Here is a 16834-nt window from a genome sequence, read left to right as displayed (position 1 = left end):
TCCGGAGTTTTGGCGTCCCCGCCGTGCGCCCGATCGTCGTGCGGTGGCGCCCACCGCCCCCAACAGCCGCACCCGGTGACCCGGTACCGCCGACCGGCCGCGGCTGTCTCCACCGAGCCGGACCGTTCCCCTTGGCGGTCTCACCGCTCGCGGATCACGTAGCGGGTGTGGGCCCCGTCCATCCACTCCCGGTCGATCTCCCGGTCGATCTCCCGGCCCGTCACCCTGCCGACGAGCGCCAGAGCTGATGTGAGGCAGGTGGCCATGGGCGGGCTGTACCCGTTGAGAGCGAGCGAGATGAAGTCCTGCCACCCGTCGGGAATGTCGTCCTCGTAGTCCTCCTGCCCGCTCTCCAGGCGGGCCTCCTCCCACGCGCAGTACTCCAGCCACCCCGCCGGCAGCTCCGGATCGCTCGTCCAGCCGGTGTCGTTCAGGTCGAACTGCAGTCCCCGCGCGTAGGAGTCGAGCGCCTGCGGATCGCGTCCCCACCGCTCTCCGGGAACGGTGACGCTGAAGCCCGTCACGTGGTCACCGTTGACCGCGTAATCGAGATCACGTGGCCCGTTGATGTTCCAGCTCATCCGCAGCGCCCGCCCGCCGTACGAAAGCTCCCGTAGAGCCCGATCGCAGTCGAACCCCCGCACCTGGATGATCTGCGTCCAGTCCGCCGTCAGCCGACCGGCCCAGACAACCCCCGCGTCACCGTCGGCGGGCCTCCCGCGTACGGCGTCCGCCCAGACGCACTCAACCGCGTCATCCACGTCGGCGACCGAAACCCCCAGGCGTCGTGCCGCCTCCCACACCTCCAGCCCCTCGACCCAGGCCGCCATGAACCATTCGCCCATGCGGTAGGACCGGACAAGATGCCAAAGACGCTCTGATCGCCGCATTCCCGTCCCCGCCTGCTCGGCACTCGTTCCTGAGGCGACCCAATCAGGCACCCCCGACAGTCACCGTGGGAGCGGGCGCCACAACGGGATTCGTCACCCGGTCGTCCGCACCGCCGTCCGGGTCGTGCTCGGGCTCGGTTCCCAGTGGGTCACAAGTCCCGGTCCATAGCGTGCCGCCATGAGTCTACGCACACGGGTCGCCGGTGCTTTCTTCGTTCTGGCGGTCCTCGCGGTGGCGGGCGCCCTGGTCGGCGCCCTCGGGCACTACACGGTTCTCGACCGGCCGGTCCTGCTGGGAACCCTGGCCGTGAGCCTGGTCGTCCTCGCCGGAGCGCTCGTTTTCGGCGGAGGGCCCCGCGGACCCGCCGTCGCGCTCGGGATGATCTGGGCGGCGGTGGGGCTGGTCACCTACGTGAACAGCTGGCAGGTGTACGCCCGGATCCCCGGCCCGACCGGCAGCGGGCTGGAGGTGCGTGTCCTGTACGACGACTGGATCATCCCCGACTGGGCGCTCGTGGTTCGCAGGAACGACGGCCTGCTGACGCGTGAGTGGCCCCTGGTCGAGCGCTTCAGCTCCGAACACTCCGACGGCCTGCCCACGGTGACCTGGGTCGATCCCTCACACGTGCGCCTGGACGACAGGCCGGGTGACGACCGGGCGCCCTGGGGCGGGCAGGTGATCGTCCTGGACCCCGGGACTGGGCGGCCGCTCAAGCCGGACCACCCGGTGAGCGCCTTCTGAGATCCGACCGTCCGGGAGCCGTTGACGTCGGCCGGTGAAAGTCCGCACCTCCTTCGTTCCCCGAAGAAGAACACGAAGTTCGCCGCCGGTTCCCCTGGATGTCATGAACATGCACTCGTACGTTGGTTGGTTACCGGCACTCTCACCGTCGATAGACTCAATGCCGACGAGGAGCACGTGTTATGCGCTTCAGTTCTCCGTACCGCCTGGCCTCGGCACTTGGGGCAGCCGTCGCCGTCACCGTCGGCTCCGGCGCCGCCCTGGCGCCATCCGCTCTGGCCGCACCCGGTGCGCCGGGCACCCGGCCGTCCTTCTGTGAGCACGACAACCGCGACACGCCGTTCGCGAAGTACCTGTGCGCCAAGCCCGGTGACCTGCTCGACGTCCGCATCGGCGACGTGCACCCGACCCAGCCGTCGCTCGGTTACGACGAGGTGTACTACAAGCTCGGCCGCTACACCCTCGGCAAGGACGCGATCAACAAGAAGTTCGACGACTGGTGCGAGGCCGACGGCCGGGAGGAGGCGGCGTCCGTTTCGCCCGGCGCGCGCCTGGACGACCCGTCCTCGTTCACGTGTCAGATCCCGGTCGGCGCGGAGACGCCGGACAGCGTCGCCGCCATGAAGACCGTCGTCATCGGCCCCCATGGCGAGCCGTTCCTCACCGACGGGCACCACACGCTCACCTCCTTCTTCGAGACCCCTGACGGCGGCGCCGACCTGCACGTACGACTGCGGGTGCAGGCCAACCTGAGCACCTTCACCCGGCAGAGGTTCTGGAACGAGATGCAGGCGCGGAAGTGGGTGTGGCTGCGCGGCCCCAACGGCAAGCCGGTCACCGTGAACAAGCTGCCGACCGGCGTGGGCCTGGCCAACTTCACCGACGACAAGTACCGCAGCCTGCTCTACTTCGGCCGTGACATCGGCTACGAGCAGAACGGGCTGCCGTTCCAGGAGTTCTACTGGGGCAGCTGGGTCCGCGACGCCAAGCCGATCGACCTGGCCGGCTGGAACCAGAACGACCACGGCAGCTACCTGGCCACCGTCAAGGCGCTGACCGAGGCGATCACCGCGCTGCCCAAGGGCACCGTCGTCGACAACGGCCTCACCGCCGCCCAGCTGGGCGCGCTGGCCCAGTGGAACAACGGCAAGGCCGCCAACAAGGGCGAGTTCGACAAGCTGAGCAAGCCGTACTCCGACGCCAAGCCAGGAAAGCTGGCCTACACCCTGGAGTACAAGCGCGCGCACGGCCTGGGCTGAGACCTCCGAGACCGTACGGCCGGGCCGCCGGGCGACCGTGCTCGACGGCCCGGCCGGTGTTTCGGCCAGGGGCCGGTTCTCACCCGCTCGCAGGACACGAACGGCCAGGTGGGGCGCGGCGATCTGTTCGCCCGGCACCACGGCGTCCCGAAGATCCACGCGCCGTGGCCGGATCGGGCGGGCGCCGTGTTGTCGTACCCGGTGACTACTCTTCGGCGCATGACGGTCCCCGAGGTCATTCCCATCGCCCACGAGCCCGGCTATCACACCGACACGATCGGCCACTGGGACGGCGGGCAGTTCCTCGGCTCCGTCGTCGCCGCCTTCCCGAACGGCTACACCGTCACCGACGACTGGCCCGCCCACAAGCGCTGGCACGCCGTCCTGCACACCTTCGACGCCTCAGGCCACCACCTCGGCTCCCGCGTCGAACGCACCGGCACCGACGAGAACCACCGGACAGCCGTCGAAACCGCCGAGAACCTGCTGACGCGGTGGCTCGACGCCCTCCCCGGCCACCGTTACGGCGACATCGCCATCCGGCCCTTCCGGCACGAGGTCGACGACGTGCTGTTCGGCCTTGTCATCGAGACCTTCGAAGGCACGGAACACGCCGAGCTCTACCCGGACACCCTGGGCTTCTACGAACCCTGGGACGGTTCGTACGACACCTGACCGTCCCCGGATCTCAGCTGTCTAGCCCTGTTGCTTGAGGCGGAGCGCCTCTTTGCGAACCTTGACCTGGAGGGCCTGCTCGCGCTCCAGCCACTCCGGGTTCTCCGCCTTCAGCGCGTCGATCTCGGCGGTGGTGAGCGGTTCGGTGATCCCGTTCCTGAGCAGACCGGCGACGGAGACCTTGAGCTTCGCGGCGATGACCTGCTTGGTGTGCGGGCCGTTGCGGCGCAGGTCGACAAGCCAGGCCGGGGGCGTCGACTGCAGCTCGTTCAGCTCGTCCCTGGAGACGACACTCGCCTGGAACTCGGCGGGAGTGGCCGAGAGGGGGACACCCAGCTTCTTGGCCGCCGTCGAAGGCTTCATCGTCTGGGTGGTCTTCGGTTTGGGCGAGGTCATGGCGTCAAGAGTAGCCAGCCGGAACGGGTTCTCCTGACATCGATACCCTGGGGAAGTGACCGATGGAGAGACCGGCAGGGTGTTCCGACTGGCGTACGTGCCCGGGGTGACACCCGCGAAATGGGTCAACATCTGGAACGAGAGAATGCCCGGGGTGCCGCTCACCCTGGTCGCGGTTCCCGCCGCCGAGGTGGTGGAACTCCTGCGGAGCGGCGGCGCCGACGCCGGGTTCGTCCGGCTGCCGATCGACCGGGACGGGCTCAGCGTGATTCCTCTCTATGTGGAGGACACGGTGGTCATGGTGCCCAAGGGGCACGTGGTGACCGCCGCCGACGAGGTGACCGTCGCCGATCTCGCCGACGACGAGGTGTTCCACCCTCTTGACGACACCATCGAGTGGGCGGTCCGACCCGGGCAGCCCGCGTTCACCCGCCCTGCCACGACGGCGGAGGCGGTCGAGCTGGTGGCGAGCGGCACTGGGATTCTCCCCGTACCGCTGTCGCTGGCGCGCCTCCACCACCGCAAGGACCTCGCCTACCGGCCGGTGTCGGACGCGCCGCAGTCCCAGGTCGCGCTGAGCTGGCCCACGGACGCGACCACCGACCTGGTGGAGGACTTCATCGGCATCGTCCGCGGTCGTACGGTGAACAGTTCGCGAGGCCGTACCCCCGAAACCCCTGCCTCCTCGGCGAAGAAACCGGCACAGCGGCAGGCGCAGAAACCCGCGCAGAACGGCTCCGGCCGCCGGGCCGTACCGGCCGGTCGTAAGAAGAAGGGCCACCGCCGGTAACGGAGCCCGGTGCGTCGATCGGTCCCGGCGGCGCCTCCCGACCGTGCCCGTCGTGGTCACCCACGCCGACGCGAGAGGAGCGCCCCGGCAGGGTTAGTGATCAAGGACCGGGCCCTTGTGGGCGGCGAAAAGCCCAGGCCGGGACGTTTCACGTCCTGAGGCGCCCGCTAGCATCGGGGTTCCCCGGTCCCGCCTCGCGGACGCTCCTACCGCGACGGACGCCCGGCCGACTCGCGACGGAGCCCGCGTGCCCACGATCGATCCCCGCCGTCTCCTCATCCTCCGCGCCTTCGTGCTGTCCGACTCGGTCACCGCGACCGCGGCGGCGCTGCACCTGACGCCGTCCGCGGTGTCGCAGCAGCTCGCGGCGCTCGAACGCGAGGTCGGTCACGTGCTCGTCGTACGCGCGGGGCGCAAGCTGGCGCTCACCCCGGCCGGGCGCATCCTCGCCGAGCACGCCGAGGAGATCAGCTCCCGGTTGAAGGTCGCCGAGGCCGACCTGGCCGCGCACGCGGGCGGTGTCCTGGGACAGCTCAGGATCGGCGCCTTCCCCACGGCGATCAGCTGGTTGGTTGCGCCCGCCATCGTCGAACTGCGCCGTCAGGCACCGGGCGTCGACGTCACGGTCGTCGACGCGGAGGCCCACATGAGCCACCGGATGCTGATGCGCGGCGACATCGACGTGACCGTGACCATGGAGTACGAGTCCAGCCCTGAGCGCGACTCCCCCGACATCGTGAAGTTCCCGCTCTACATCGAGCGGTTCAAAGTCGTTCTCCCCCACACGCACCCGCTGGCCGGTGAGGAGGGCGTCGGGCTCACCCAGCTCGCCGAGGAGAACTGGATCATGCCCTCACCCGGTAACCCGTGCCGCACGATGGTGTTGCAGGCGTGCGCCGAACTCGGCTTCCACCCGTCGATCACCCATGTCTCGGACGACTACCGCGCCGCGCTGGCACTGGTCGCCGCCGAGGCGGGGATCTGCCTGGCGCCGGAGTCCGCGCTCTCCGCCCGCGACGCCGACTGGGTGGCGATCCTGCCGACGCGCGGCGTCGCGCCGCTGCGCAAGGTGATCATGACGACGCGACGCGACAACCAGGGTCATCCCGTCGTACGCGCGGGGCTTGAGGCGATGCGAGCCGCCGTCGCCTCGCCGGACGCGGAGATCTACGGCCCGCTCGCGCGGTCCGACACCTTCAGTGTCGAGTGACGGCTCCGGCCGGTGGCGCGTTCTCGCGGAGGAAGGCGTCGACGTGCCGGTGGTACTCGTCCGGCTTGTCGCGGCGCACACAGTGGTGGGCACCCTCGATCACGACGACGTCGAAGCCGGGCGCGACGGCCGTGAGACGCTCACGGGAGTGCTTGTCGACGATGACGTCGCCGGTACCGGTGACGAGCAGCGCGGGCACGCCCGCCGGACCGACCGTGATCTGCCGCGCGGTCGGCGTCCAGATCCGGCGCTTCTCGTGGAGCCGCTGCTCCATGTAGTCGGTGTCGACGGCCTTCATCGCCTCGGCGAGCGGACGCAGCTCCTGCTCCGCCCAGTGGGGATAGAGCTCGCGCTGTATCTCCACGAGTTCCTCGACCGACGCCGTGTCGGCGTAGTCGAAGGGGTCCTTGATGGTCTGCTCGACGCTGAGCCACGGGTTGGGACCTGCCTCGGGCACCCACCACGGCGGGTCCTCAAGCACGACGCCGGCCACGAGGTGCGGGGCGTCGGCGGCGACGAAGGCGGCGATCCGCGCACCCATGGAGTGCCCGACGACGAGCGTCCTGCGCCCGGTCTCGTCGAGCATGTCCTTGAGGATGTCGATCGCGTCCTGCACCATCACGTCGGTCGACGGAACACCCTCGTGTTCGGGCAGGCGGCCGGGTGACTTCCCGTGGCCCCGGGCGTCAGGCGCCACGATGTGGTAGTCGCCCCCCCAGCGGTCGACGGCGTCACCGTAACAGGCGCCGGACTCCACGGCGCCGTGCAGGATGAGAATGGCGGGCGCATCTGCTGCGTCCCGCCCGTACTCTCGGACGAACAGGTCGGTTCCCACGTGTCCTCATTCAGTGCTCTGTGGCGCCGGCCTCCGGCCGGCTCACAACAGGGTGATCGTTTGGTGAGACATGGTCGTGATCGTGGCACGCCTCGTCGGCGTCGCGCAACGCTCCCGCAGGCCAGGGGGGCGGCTCCGCCTCCGGTGTCGCCTCGACCAGCGCGCGCGTGCAGGGGTGCCGCGGGGAGCGGAAGATCTCGTCGGACGGACCGGTCTCGACGATACGGCCACGCTGCATGACGGCGACGCGGTCGCTGTAGAGCCGGATCACCGCCAGGTCGTGGCTGACGTGGAGGAACGAGATCCCCTGGTCGCGCTGCAGGTCGGCCAGCAGGTTGAGGATCTGGGCGCGCACCGACACGTCGAGCGCCGAGGTCGGCTCGTCCGCGATGATCAGATCCGGTTTGAGGGCCAGCGCGCGGGCCACGGCGACGCGCTGGAGCTGCCCGCCGGACGCCTCGTGCGGGAAACGCCCCAGGTACTCGGCGCCGAGGCCGACCGACTCCAGCAGTGTGACCAGCTCGGCGGTCGACGTCGTCTCGCCGTGCGCGCGGAAGACGTTCTCCAGCGTCTGCCGTACGGTCTGCCGCGGGTTCAGCGACGCCAACGGGTCCTGGAAGACCATGGCGACGTTGCGCCGCAGCCGCCGTAGTCCTCGCCTGCCGAGGCGGGCGAGGTCCTGCCCGCCCGTACGGACGGTGCCGGACGTCGGCACCACCAGGCCGTTGGCCATCCGCGCCAGTGTGGACTTGCCCGAGCCGGACTCGCCGACCAGGCCGAGCGCCTCGCCTCGCTCGACGTGGAGCGAGACGCCGTCGACGGCGAGGAAACCCCCGCGCCCACGGCCGAAGCCACCGAACGTGCGGTAGCGCTTGCTGACGTCGGTCATCTCCAGGATCGGCTCACTCACCGGGTGACCTCCTGCGGTGCGGGGAGACGATCGAGGTGGCAGGCCGCGAGGTGCAGCCCGCCGACCTCGCTGGTCGGGCGGGCGGTGGGCAGCGGCGCCTCGACGAGGCAGCGTTCGCCGACCTGGTCGGCGAGGCCGCAGCGCGGCGCGAAGGCGCAACCCGGTCCGGCGTCGCGCAGCGACGTGGGCGCGCCGGGGATGGCGCGCAGCCGGGTCCGCCTCCCTCCGGTTTCGAGCCGGGCGTCCAGTCGCGGCGTGGCCGCGCGGAGACCGGCGGTGTACGGGTGGGCGGGCCGGTGGAAGATGTCGCGGAGGCTGCCGTACTCGGCCTGGCGGCCCGCGTAGAGCACCAGGACCTCGTCCGCCGCGCTCCCCACCACCCCGAAGTCGTGGCTGATCAGGAGCATCGCCATGCCGTACTCCTGCTGGAGTTCGCGGAGCAGGGCCAGGATCTGCGCCTGCACCGTCACGTCGAGCGCGGTGGTCGGTTCGTCGGCGATGAGGAGCGCGGGCCGGTTCACCAGGGCCATCGCGATCACCGCGCGCTGCCGCATGCCGCCGGAGAACTCGTGCGGGAAGCGGCGTACGGCGTCCGCGGGCTCGGGGATGCCGACCCGGTCGAGCATCTCGACCGCACGGGCCCGCGCGGCGCGGCGGGTGACCGACGCGTCGTGCAGGCGGAGCGCCTGGGCGATGTGCGCGCCGATGTCGAGGTACGGGCTGAGCGCGGACATCGAGTCCTGGAACACCATGGCGACGTCGCGGCCGCGGGCCCGGCGCAGTTCGCGCTCGTCGGCGGAGAGCATCTCCCGGCCCGCGACGACGATCCGGCCCCTGGCGCTCGCCCCGCGCGGCAGCAGCCGCATGATCGCCCGGCCGGTGATCGTCTTGCCCGAACCCGACTCACCGACCACGGCGAGGGTGCGGCCGCCGTCCAGGCTCACGGAGAGATCCCGGACCACATCGGCGGTGACGCCGCCACTGGTGAACGAGACACACAGGTCCTCGATCTGGAGTACGGGGTCAGACACGGCGGATCCTCGGATCGAGAAGCGGCATCAGCAGATCGGCGACCAGGTTGCCGACGATGATGAGGAAGGCGGAGAAGAGCGTCACCCCGACGACGATGCTCAGGTCGGACTCGTTCACGCCGGACAACAGCAGGTCACCGAGCCCGTGCAGGCTGAACACCTTCTCCGCGATCACCGATCCGCCCAGCAGCGCGGTGACGTCGAGCGCGAACATCGCCGCGACCGGCACCATCACACCGCGGACGGCGTGCCGGTTCACCTGCCGGTTCGACGCGCCGCGCGCGGTCATCGCGACGAGGTGGTCGGCCGAGAGCTCGTTGAGGAGCTGGGTACGGGTGACCCGGATGTATCCGGCGGCGAGGATGAACGACAGCACCATCCACGGGCCGATCAGGTGCCAGGCCCAGTCCGCCGGCGACTCCGAGAACGACACGAAGCCGGAGTACGGCAGCGCGTTGAGCATGAAGCCGAAGACCTGCAGGACGAGCAGGCCGACGAGGAAGGTCGGCACCGACAGCCCGAACATCGCGAAACCGGTCGAGAACCGGTCGACGACCCCGCCCTTGCGTATCGCCGACAACGCGCCGAGGCCGATGCCCACGACGAGGCACAGGACGGCCGCGCCGAGCGCGAGCGACAACGTGACGGGCAGCCGCTCGGCGATGAGCGTCGTGACGTCGCTGCGGTTCGGGAACGAGTAGCCGAAGCAGGGCGCGGGACAGTGCACCTGCTGGGCGCCCTGGCCGTACGTACGGCCGGCGAAGAGGCCCTTCACGAACTCGGTGTACTGCCACAGCACGCTCTGGTCGGTCTGCATGTAGGCGCTGACCTTGGCCCGGGTCTCGGGCGGGCACGGCTTGCCGCACATGGAGCGGGCCGGGTCCTTCGAGGCCCCGAAGAAGAGACAGATCGTCACGAAGGCGATCGAGAGGAGCATGAACACCGCGGTGACCATGCGGCGGGCTATGTAGACGATCATGCGGCATCCTCCGTGCGCACATCGAGGACGTCGCGGAGCGCGTCACCGGCGAGCGTGGCGCCGAACACGATCAGGAACACCACGGCTCCCGGGAAGAGCATGTACCAGACGTCCGCGCCGCTGTAGATCCACGGCAGCGAGTCCGAGAGCAGTTTGCCCAGGTCGGGGACATCACCACGCAGACCGACGCCGAGGAACGACAGCCCCGCGACAACGCTGACGTTGCCGGGCAGCGACATCGCGAACAGGACGACGACCAGGCCGAAGAGGTGCGGCAGCATCTCGCGGCGGATGATCTGCCAGGGCGGGGCCCCGGTCGCGCGCGCCGCCTCGACGAAGGCGCGGGCGTTGACGGCTCCGGCCTGGGCGCCGATGATCCGGGCCGGGACGGTCCAGCCGAAGAAGGCCAGCACCAGCACGAGGACCAGGCCCCGAGGCATCTCCTCGGGCACGATCGCCATGATCGCGATGACGAACATCAGGCCGGGGAAGCCGAACATGAAGTCGATCAGCCGCCCGGCGACGGCACCGAACCAGCCGCCGAAGTAGCCGATCGCCGTACCGAGGACGGCGGCGAAGGCGATCGACAGGATGCTCGCCCCGAACGCGATGAACAGCGACGAGCGGATGCCGTAGACGATCTGGGCGAACAGGTCGACACCCGTCACCGGGACGACGCCGAACCAGTGGTCGGCGCTGACGCCGCCGAAGGCGCCCAGCGGACGGCCGCCGTCCGGGTCGAGCAGGTCGGTGTGCAGGGTGCTCGGGTCCTGTCCCTCGATCCACACGAGCAGCGGGGCGCAGAGTCCCGCGACGAGCGGCACGACCAGCATGACCAGGCCGGCGACGCCGGACCGCTTCCTGAGGAAGCGGCGGAGGGCCGACGTGCCCCGGCCCTCCGCCTGCCGGATCTCAGCTACCGACACCGACGACCAACTCGTTCGCGAACGGTGGGTAGGCGGGGATGAAGTAGTTCATGATCTTCGAACCGGCCAGGGCCTGCGTGCGCTGCACGAGGATCGGCACGATCGGGGCGTCCTCCATGATCTGCTTGTCGATCGCGGCCCACATCGTGGCGGCCTTGCCGAGGTCCGGCTCCGCGACGGCGGCGTCGATCGCGGCGTCCACCTTGGGGTTGGAGTACTTGGAGGCGTTGCCGCCGCCGTCGCCGATCTCACTCGACGCGAACAGCGGCTGGATGGTGCTCATTCCGCTCGGGAAGTCCGCTCCCCAGCCGTTCGTCGTCATGTCGTAGTCGCCGTCGTCGGAAGAGATGAGCTCGAACCAGGTGTCTCCGTCGAGGCCCTTGAGCTCGACCTTGACGCCGATCCGCGCCAGCGAGTTCTTGATGCTCTGGGCCTCCTTCTCCTCGATCGCGCTCACGTCGGTCGGGTAGGTGAGTGTGAGCTTCAGGTCGGAGACCCCGGCCTCGGTGAGCAGCTCCTTCGCCTTGTCGACGTTGCCGGTTTCGCCGCCGTCGTACAGGTTGTACTCGGTGCGGCCGGGGATGCCGGGCGTCATGATGGTCGAGGTGATCTGGCCGCCGAACTTCGGGCCGCCGTACACACTCTGCAGCTCGGCCTTGTTGATCGCGTAGTTGATCGCCTTCCGGACGCGGACGTCGGAGAGGCTCGGGCGCTTGACGTTCATGGCGAGGTAGCGGAAGTAGCCCGACGGGCTGTTGGCCATGCGGTTGGAGATCGACGGGTCGGACTCGATCCGCTGGAACTGCGACGGCGAGATGAGCGCGTTGCTGATCGCGTTCTTGTCCGCACCCTTGTCGTCGATGAGGCGCTGCACGATCGTGTCGTTGTTCAGGCCCATGTCGAGGACGATCTTGTCCGGACCGGCGAGCCGTACCTGGTCGGTGTCGGCCTTCCAGTTCGGGTTGCGTTCCAGTACGGCCTGCGAGCCCTTGCGGAAGCTCGTCACCTGGTACGGGCCGCTGGCGACCGGGCGCTCGCCGTACGTCTCCGGCTTGGTGTCGGCCGCGGCGGGCACCGGCGCGAAGGCCGGCATGCTGACGATCCACGGCCAGTTGCCGAACGGGCGCGCCAGACGGAAGACGATCTTGCGGTCGTCGACGACCTCGATGGAGTCGAGCTTCTTGCCGTCGTACGGGCCGTCGTAGTCGGCGCCACCGACCAGCAGCGTCTTGTGGTAACCGAGGCCGCCCTGGAACATCGGCGCGAACGACCGCTCGATGCCGTACTTCACGTCCTGCGCGGTGATCGGGCTGCCGTCGGAGAACTTCAGGCCCTCCTTCAGCGTGAAGGTCCACGTCTTGCCGCCGTCGTCCGTCGTACCGGTGTCGGTGGCGAGGTCCGGCACGAGGACCGTGTCCTTGTCCGGGAACGTCTGCCACGACGTCAGCCCGCGGTGCACCCACCGCAACCGGCTGGTCGGCACCATCTGCGCGTTGGCTGTCTCGAAGGACTCGTTCGCGCGCCGCGAGAGGTAGTGCAGAGTCTGGCCCTTCGGCACGGACTCAAGCGCCGTCGCGTTCTTGTCCTTCGTCGGCCCGGTGGACTGCGAGCTGGACTGCGAGTTCGCGTTGCAGCCCGCCGTCACGAGGGCCAGGACGAGCGCGAGCCCTACGGGCGCCACTCTCCGGGATCGATTCGCCATAGATCGCGCTTCCTGTGAGGCGGTCCCAATCGTTCGGGTCCGCTGCTGGATCTCAGGAAGGGAGTCTGTTGGCGGGCGAGAGCGCCCGTCCATCGAGGAGTTCTACACGGGATCTTTAAGAAAATCTGATAGATCGCGGAGGCCTGTGCGTGTGACACCCACGATACCCCCCTCTCCGGGTGGCTGGAAGATCACGACGCACACCCGCGGGCGGAGCCCCCTCCTCCGCGCACCGACCCCCTGCACTGGGCCATGGAACCGCGCCTGCCTGTAGCGATATTTGGGACGTTTTCATACCGTTGTCAGGCTTCTGTCATGCCGTTCTCATCCTCACGACACGTTCATTCGCCGGATGAAACGATTAAATACCACAGATAGTGAACTATGCCCCAATATGGCGAAAACCGCATTTAAATCCAGGCCTGCCGTGAAGTGACCACAGGCACGTACAGGCCGTGCACAGGACCACCAGGAGCGGCGACACCGTCTTCACCGAGCAGAACGGCAACCAATGAAACCGCAGAACTTTAACCAGAACTTCAAAATCAACTACCCCTGAACGAGCAGCCCAACGACTCAAGCCCCACCACCCGGCGCACCCTGGCGCCGTTCCCAACCGCCTTCACACCACCCGGTCCGCGCCTCGTCCCCGGGCTACTCCCGCGCCACCCAACACACCCTCACGTCACCCCTGGCCACTTCCACGTCGCCTCTGATCGTCCTCGCGCCGCTCCTGGCCGTCCCCACACCACCCGGCCCGCGCCTCACCTCCGACCACTCCCACGCATCGCCCCTGGCTGTCCCTTCGTCGCTCTTGGCCACCCCCGCGTCGCCTCCGGCCACCCTCACGTCGCTTCTGGCCGCCCCCGCTGTCGCGATGCGCATCCTGCTGTGCTCACGGATTCCCACCCCGAAAACCGGGGCTCAATCACCGCGGCCATCGCGCAGGGGTCACTTCGGCGGGTGAAACGCGGACCGGAAAGATCAGCCACGTCACGGTGAGAGATTTCCCCGAGGCCGTGTCGATTCGCAGGTCGCTCATTCGACGTGTAGATGAGGGAGCCGAGAGGCGGCCCCGACGGACGAGGAGAACGCGATGTCGAAGTACCTGCTGATCATGCGGGGCACCGACGCGTCGAACGCGGCCATGATGGCCGATATCGACGAGATGATGGTCACGACCCGCCTATTCATCGAGGACGCGGTCAAGGCCGGTGTTCTCCTGGCGGCGGAAGGGCTGGACGATCCGGGCCAGGGCGTCGTGGTCGACTTCAGCGGCGAGACCCCGGTGGTCACGGACGGACCGTACGGCGAGACCAAGGAACTGTTCGGAGGCTTCTTCATGCTCGACGTCGCCTCGAAACAGGAGGCGATCGAATGGGCCAAGCGGGTCCCGGTGGCTCGCGGGTCCAAGATCGAGGTTCGGCGGGTACCCGGGGACGACGAGGTCCCGCAGACCAACGATTGACCACCCAGATCTGGACCGGCGGCCGGATCCGATGGGCATGACCGGCACCGAGGCCGTCCTACGGGTTGGTCGGCACGGACTGTCGTCGAGTCGGCCCGATTCACCGGCGACTTCGAGCCGACCGAAGCCTCGACCGGGAGACGGTGACGTCATGGCCGCTCGCCCCTCCGGCGAACCCGGCCGACCAGCTGGACCGTGGAGGATCGACCCGCTCCACCACCCGACCACCTTCCAGAATCGATGCGCCCCGCCGTCGGCCGACTCGACGGTCAACTCAGCCGTCAACGAAGAACCGATCCCGGCAAGACCGATGACGGCGTGTCGGCACCGACGTTCGTCGGCTACCGCCCCGTGTTCTTCCCCGGGGCCAGGGCCGGGCGGGCCGACCCCACGCGAGATCGGTGGCCTGTCCAGCGAGGAGATCGCCCGCGCGTTCCCCGCACCGGCCCGCGTCACCCGGGACGAGAACGGCCGTTGCGCCATCCAAGCTGCCGCCGGCCACCAAGAGCGGGTGGACGGCGTGCCCAGAACCACCTACATGATCTTCTCCAAGGAGCCAACGACCGCGTCGAGGACCGGCCGCCGCGCCCCGACATCGCATACGAGGCGATCCGGCCTTCGCACCGGCCACGCCGCGGCCGGACGAGCTTGGAGGTGCCCGGCCTGATCGAGAGGTCCTCCAAGACCGCAGACCGAACGCCCAAGTACGCGACAGCGGTCACCCTCGAATCCCGGAAAGGCGAGAAGCGCTTCTCGAAGCGTTCGCGGCTCTCACCGTACGAACAGTACGGAAGCCCATCAAGGGCGTGATCCACACCAGCGAGCGGGGCCGAGAAGCCGCACCGGACGTGCCAACGCCTCGCCGTACTGACCTGCCCGGCTCCTGGAAACCACCTGACGGTACAGAACGGTGTGCGCCTCCCGTCAGCGAAGAAGGGGACACCGGGGATCAGCAAGGAGCGGCTCGATCAGGCCTTCCCCATCGAGTGGATCCGCCGCCTCCGAGGTGACCTCGGAAGTCTGACCTCGCGTCCTCAGCCCTGAAAAAGCCCCAGCCTCAACACGTGATACCCACGGATGGTTCTCTGTGTGAGACCGCGTTGCCGTGTCCCGCTGCCGCACGGACAGGAAAGAGGCTTTCGGGAGGGTGCAGAGGGCTCCGACCTGCTACGCGGCCGAGAAAACGCCTTCTGATCCGTAGCCGGTCCGAGAACGTCCGCCCGCGTCTACCAGTGTCAGAAACGCCTGCTCATTGATGCCTTCGCCGCGATCACGTTCTACGAACGTCCATCAGTTTCCAGGCCCGTCGTTGGCAACCGCGCTGGCGGGAGCAGCCGTCATCGTGGCGCGCATGCTCCAACTGAGGGCGCGGGCGGCGGAACTCGGCCGGCAAACGCGAGACATCGGACTGCGCGCGCACGATAAGCACCGCCAACGATGCGAAATGCCCCTTCACCCACTGAGGAGGGCAAGGTCAGCCCGTGGGAGAGATTGGGTTAACCGAAATCACGAGAGCGGACGCAAGAACCACCCCGACCGCCTTCATCGAGGGCCATCACCGCTTGGTGGTCACCGTCCTGCAAAGATTGTTACATCATATCCCTTGTCTCATCTGTACCACCCTCTACTCTTTTCCCTGCTGTATCCCCCTAAGCAAGGACGTTGATGAAACTCTTCTTCGCAGGCCTCGTGGCGACAGCCGTGGCCGTGGGCACGGTGGCCATACCCGCTCAGGCGGCATCCGCCACAACCGTGCAGGCCGCTCCGGTGGACCCGGTGAAAGCCCTGAAGGCCCAACTGGTCCCGGGCAAGGGCGTAAAGATCACCGAATCAGGTGGCATCACCCTCGATTTCACCGTCGACGACCAGGCCATGCAGGTACAGGTGAACACCAGCTCGACCGGCACCGTGGCTTTCGGCAAAGGCAACATAGCGGCTGCCGACCTCCGTGTCCGCACGTCCTCACGCCTGAAAGGGTCCAAACCTCCCTACCGCGTCATCACCGAAGGCAGAAACGCCTACGTGACCAACGCCGACATCGCCAAGGCACTGCCCTCCGGTCGTTCCTGGATCCAGTCGAAGACCAGTGAGCGCGAGAACACCATCCTTAATTTGGGTGTCACCCCAGCGGAATTGAAGTTCATGCTGGACAACGCATCAGAAGTGGCGACCGGCGAATATCAGGGCACCGCCAAACTCACCGACTTCCGGCACGACAAGTCCGCTGGGGAAGGCGATGTCGAGTTCCACCTGTACTTCGACGAACACAACCTGCTCACCCGCACGGTCGTCGACACGACGGCCTACCCGGACAGCGGCAGCTCGGCCTATGACCAGATGGCCTTCCACACCGACACCAGGTATTCGGGCTGGGGCACCAAGGTGAAGATCTCCGCACCGGCAGCCGGCAAGGTCATCAGCGAAAAGAAACTCAACGCGAAGACCCGCAAGGCCGTCACAAAGGCCGGCTACCCGGAGGACGGCCCCTTCTGACCTACGCCAAGAGGGGGCCGACGTCGCCAGGCGAACCCGTGTACGTCCTTCCCATCTGAGCGGTGCCCCCTTCGGAGAGGCACTGAGCCTCCTCATCCATGGCTGAGCCAGTCCCTGCGGATCCGGCGAAGGTCAGCGAGACGACTCGGGGTACCGAGGACCACGCCTCACTGCCTGCCTCTCCGCATGGCTCAACGCGGGCATTCCGTCGAAGCAGGTCGGAGTGGACAGGCAACAGCTGGAGGCTCTTCATGGGGTTCCAGACAGGTCGGCCCGATCCCGTTGAAGCGGTGAATCACATCGCGGACAGTGTCGTCATCGGCGGCCACCAGGCGGGCGATGACCGAGACGGTGTTGCCGCCGGCCGAGGCTGGCAGCATCATCGCCCACCGGTAGCGCACCGAGCTGGTACTGCCCCGGCGCACGACCTGCTGGAGCTTCCACCCTTCCTGGTCGGTCAGCTTGTGGTTCTGCCGCTGCGCTCCCTGCGCCGAGCCGGAGCTGACGACTAACATCCAATCCGCTCAG

General features: G+C 68.3%; 15 protein-coding genes and 1 pseudogene. 7 read left to right on the top strand and 9 right to left on the bottom strand.

Annotated elements, in window-relative coordinates:
• Window positions 1-140: 140 nt before the first annotated feature.
• On the bottom strand, window positions 141-845 hold the full coding sequence (locus tag ABT340_RS23245) for a DUF6461 domain-containing protein (protein WP_352012895.1): 705 nt from the start codon (window positions 843-845) through the stop codon (window positions 141-143).
• A 223-nt stretch (window positions 846-1068) separates the two neighbouring features.
• Here ABT340_RS23245 and ABT340_RS23240 point away from each other — a divergent pair, with 223 nt between their 5' ends.
• The 3 genes from ABT340_RS23240 to ABT340_RS23230 all read left to right on the top strand — a co-directional run bounded on the left by ABT340_RS23240 (window position 1069) and on the right by ABT340_RS23230 (window position 3566).
• The gene (locus ABT340_RS23240; RefSeq protein WP_352012894.1) at window positions 1069-1632 is read left to right on the top strand and encodes a hypothetical protein; all 564 of its coding nucleotides are present in this window, start codon (window positions 1069-1071) and stop codon (window positions 1630-1632) included.
• Window positions 1633-1814: 182 nt separating this feature from the next.
• Window positions 1815-2891 (top strand): ParB-like protein, encoded by a 1077-nt coding sequence (locus tag ABT340_RS23235; protein ID WP_352012893.1) that lies wholly within the window; start codon window positions 1815-1817, stop codon window positions 2889-2891.
• A 219-nt stretch (window positions 2892-3110) separates the two neighbouring features.
• The gene (locus ABT340_RS23230) at window positions 3111-3566 is read left to right on the top strand and encodes a hypothetical protein (protein WP_352012892.1); all 456 of its coding nucleotides are present in this window, start codon (window positions 3111-3113) and stop codon (window positions 3564-3566) included.
• Between the two features lie 21 nt (window positions 3567-3587).
• Here the strand turns inward: ABT340_RS23230 and ABT340_RS23225 are convergent, their stop codons facing one another.
• Entirely contained in the window at window positions 3588-3962 is a 375-nt protein-coding gene (locus ABT340_RS23225; protein WP_352012891.1) for a DUF5997 family protein, read from the bottom strand.
• A gap of 55 nt (window positions 3963-4017) precedes the next feature.
• On the opposite strand from ABT340_RS23225, the gene ABT340_RS23220 reads away from it, so the two are divergent.
• Both ABT340_RS23220 and ABT340_RS23215 read left to right on the top strand, forming a co-directional pair.
• Complete coding sequence (locus ABT340_RS23220; protein WP_352012890.1) at window positions 4018-4752, top strand: LysR family substrate-binding domain-containing protein; 735 nt, start codon at window positions 4018-4020, stop codon at window positions 4750-4752.
• A 247-nt stretch (window positions 4753-4999) separates the two neighbouring features.
• Entirely contained in the window at window positions 5000-5962 is a 963-nt protein-coding gene (locus ABT340_RS23215; protein ID WP_352012889.1) for a LysR family transcriptional regulator, read from the top strand.
• Here ABT340_RS23215 and ABT340_RS23210 read toward each other — a convergent pair.
• From ABT340_RS23210 to ABT340_RS23185, 6 genes are read right to left on the bottom strand one after another with little or no spacing between them, the layout of a single operon-like run.
• Window positions 5949-6797, bottom strand: a complete 849-nt coding sequence (locus ABT340_RS23210; RefSeq protein WP_352012888.1) for an alpha/beta fold hydrolase — start codon at window positions 6795-6797, stop codon at window positions 5949-5951. The genes ABT340_RS23215 and ABT340_RS23210 overlap by 14 nt on opposite strands.
• 10 nt (window positions 6798-6807) lie before the next feature.
• A complete protein-coding gene (locus ABT340_RS23205) occupies window positions 6808-7707 on the bottom strand; it encodes an ATP-binding cassette domain-containing protein (RefSeq protein WP_352012887.1) in 900 nt (299 codons plus the stop codon).
• The gene (locus ABT340_RS23200) at window positions 7704-8738 is read right to left on the bottom strand and encodes an ABC transporter ATP-binding protein (protein WP_352012886.1); all 1035 of its coding nucleotides are present in this window, start codon (window positions 8736-8738) and stop codon (window positions 7704-7706) included. The genes ABT340_RS23205 and ABT340_RS23200 overlap by 4 nt, the downstream gene beginning before the upstream one ends.
• A complete protein-coding gene (locus tag ABT340_RS23195; RefSeq protein ID WP_352012885.1) occupies window positions 8731-9717 on the bottom strand; it encodes an ABC transporter permease in 987 nt (328 codons plus the stop codon). The genes ABT340_RS23200 and ABT340_RS23195 overlap by 8 nt, the downstream gene beginning before the upstream one ends.
• Window positions 9714-10643, bottom strand: coding sequence for an ABC transporter permease (locus tag ABT340_RS23190; RefSeq protein ID WP_352012884.1), 930 nt, complete (start codon window positions 10641-10643; stop codon window positions 9714-9716). The genes ABT340_RS23195 and ABT340_RS23190 overlap by 4 nt, the downstream gene beginning before the upstream one ends.
• The gene (locus ABT340_RS23185; RefSeq protein ID WP_352012883.1) at window positions 10630-12345 is read right to left on the bottom strand and encodes an ABC transporter substrate-binding protein; all 1716 of its coding nucleotides are present in this window, start codon (window positions 12343-12345) and stop codon (window positions 10630-10632) included. The genes ABT340_RS23190 and ABT340_RS23185 overlap by 14 nt, the downstream gene beginning before the upstream one ends.
• A gap of 1096 nt (window positions 12346-13441) precedes the next feature.
• On the opposite strand from ABT340_RS23185, the gene ABT340_RS23180 reads away from it, so the two are divergent.
• Window positions 13442-13813 carry a YciI family protein gene (locus ABT340_RS23180; protein WP_352012882.1) on the top strand — a complete coding sequence of 124 codons (372 nt, stop codon included), beginning with the start codon at window positions 13442-13444 and terminating at the stop codon, window positions 13811-13813.
• Between the two features lie 1665 nt (window positions 13814-15478).
• Window positions 15479-16306 carry a hypothetical protein gene (locus ABT340_RS23175; RefSeq protein ID WP_352012881.1) on the top strand — a complete coding sequence of 276 codons (828 nt, stop codon included), beginning with the start codon at window positions 15479-15481 and terminating at the stop codon, window positions 16304-16306.
• 254 nt (window positions 16307-16560) lie between these two features.
• Here the strand turns inward: ABT340_RS23175 and ABT340_RS23170 are convergent.
• Window positions 16561-16821, bottom strand: a pseudogene (locus tag ABT340_RS23170) (hypothetical protein); the annotation flags it as partial.
• Window positions 16822-16834 lie beyond the last annotated feature (13 nt).

This window comes from Streptosporangium sp. NPDC000239 (assembly GCF_040300765.1).
Lineage (GTDB): Bacteria > Actinomycetota > Actinomycetes > Streptosporangiales > Streptosporangiaceae > Streptosporangium.
This window is presented reverse-complemented; position numbering and strand designations above follow the sequence as displayed.

Excerpts from the sequence above, each read along its gene's own strand:
- ABT340_RS23245 (WP_352012895.1), bottom strand. The coding sequence starts at position 845 with ATGGGCGAATGGTTCATGGCGGCCTGGGTCGAGGGGCTGGAGGTGTGG.
- ABT340_RS23240 (WP_352012894.1), top strand. The coding sequence starts at position 1,069 with ATGAGTCTACGCACACGGGTCGCCGGTGCTTTCTTCGTTCTGGCGGTC.
- ABT340_RS23235 (WP_352012893.1), top strand. The coding sequence starts at position 1,815 with ATGCGCTTCAGTTCTCCGTACCGCCTGGCCTCGGCACTTGGGGCAGCC.
- ABT340_RS23230 (WP_352012892.1), top strand. The coding sequence starts at position 3,111 with ATGACGGTCCCCGAGGTCATTCCCATCGCCCACGAGCCCGGCTATCAC.
- ABT340_RS23225 (WP_352012891.1), bottom strand. The coding sequence starts at position 3,962 with ATGACCTCGCCCAAACCGAAGACCACCCAGACGATGAAGCCTTCGACG.
- ABT340_RS23195 (WP_352012885.1), bottom strand. The coding sequence starts at position 9,717 with ATGATCGTCTACATAGCCCGCCGCATGGTCACCGCGGTGTTCATGCTC.
- ABT340_RS23185 (WP_352012883.1), bottom strand. The coding sequence starts at position 12,345 with ATGGCGAATCGATCCCGGAGAGTGGCGCCCGTAGGGCTCGCGCTCGTC.
- ABT340_RS23180 (WP_352012882.1), top strand. The coding sequence starts at position 13,442 with ATGTCGAAGTACCTGCTGATCATGCGGGGCACCGACGCGTCGAACGCG.
- ABT340_RS23175 (WP_352012881.1), top strand. The coding sequence starts at position 15,479 with ATGAAACTCTTCTTCGCAGGCCTCGTGGCGACAGCCGTGGCCGTGGGC.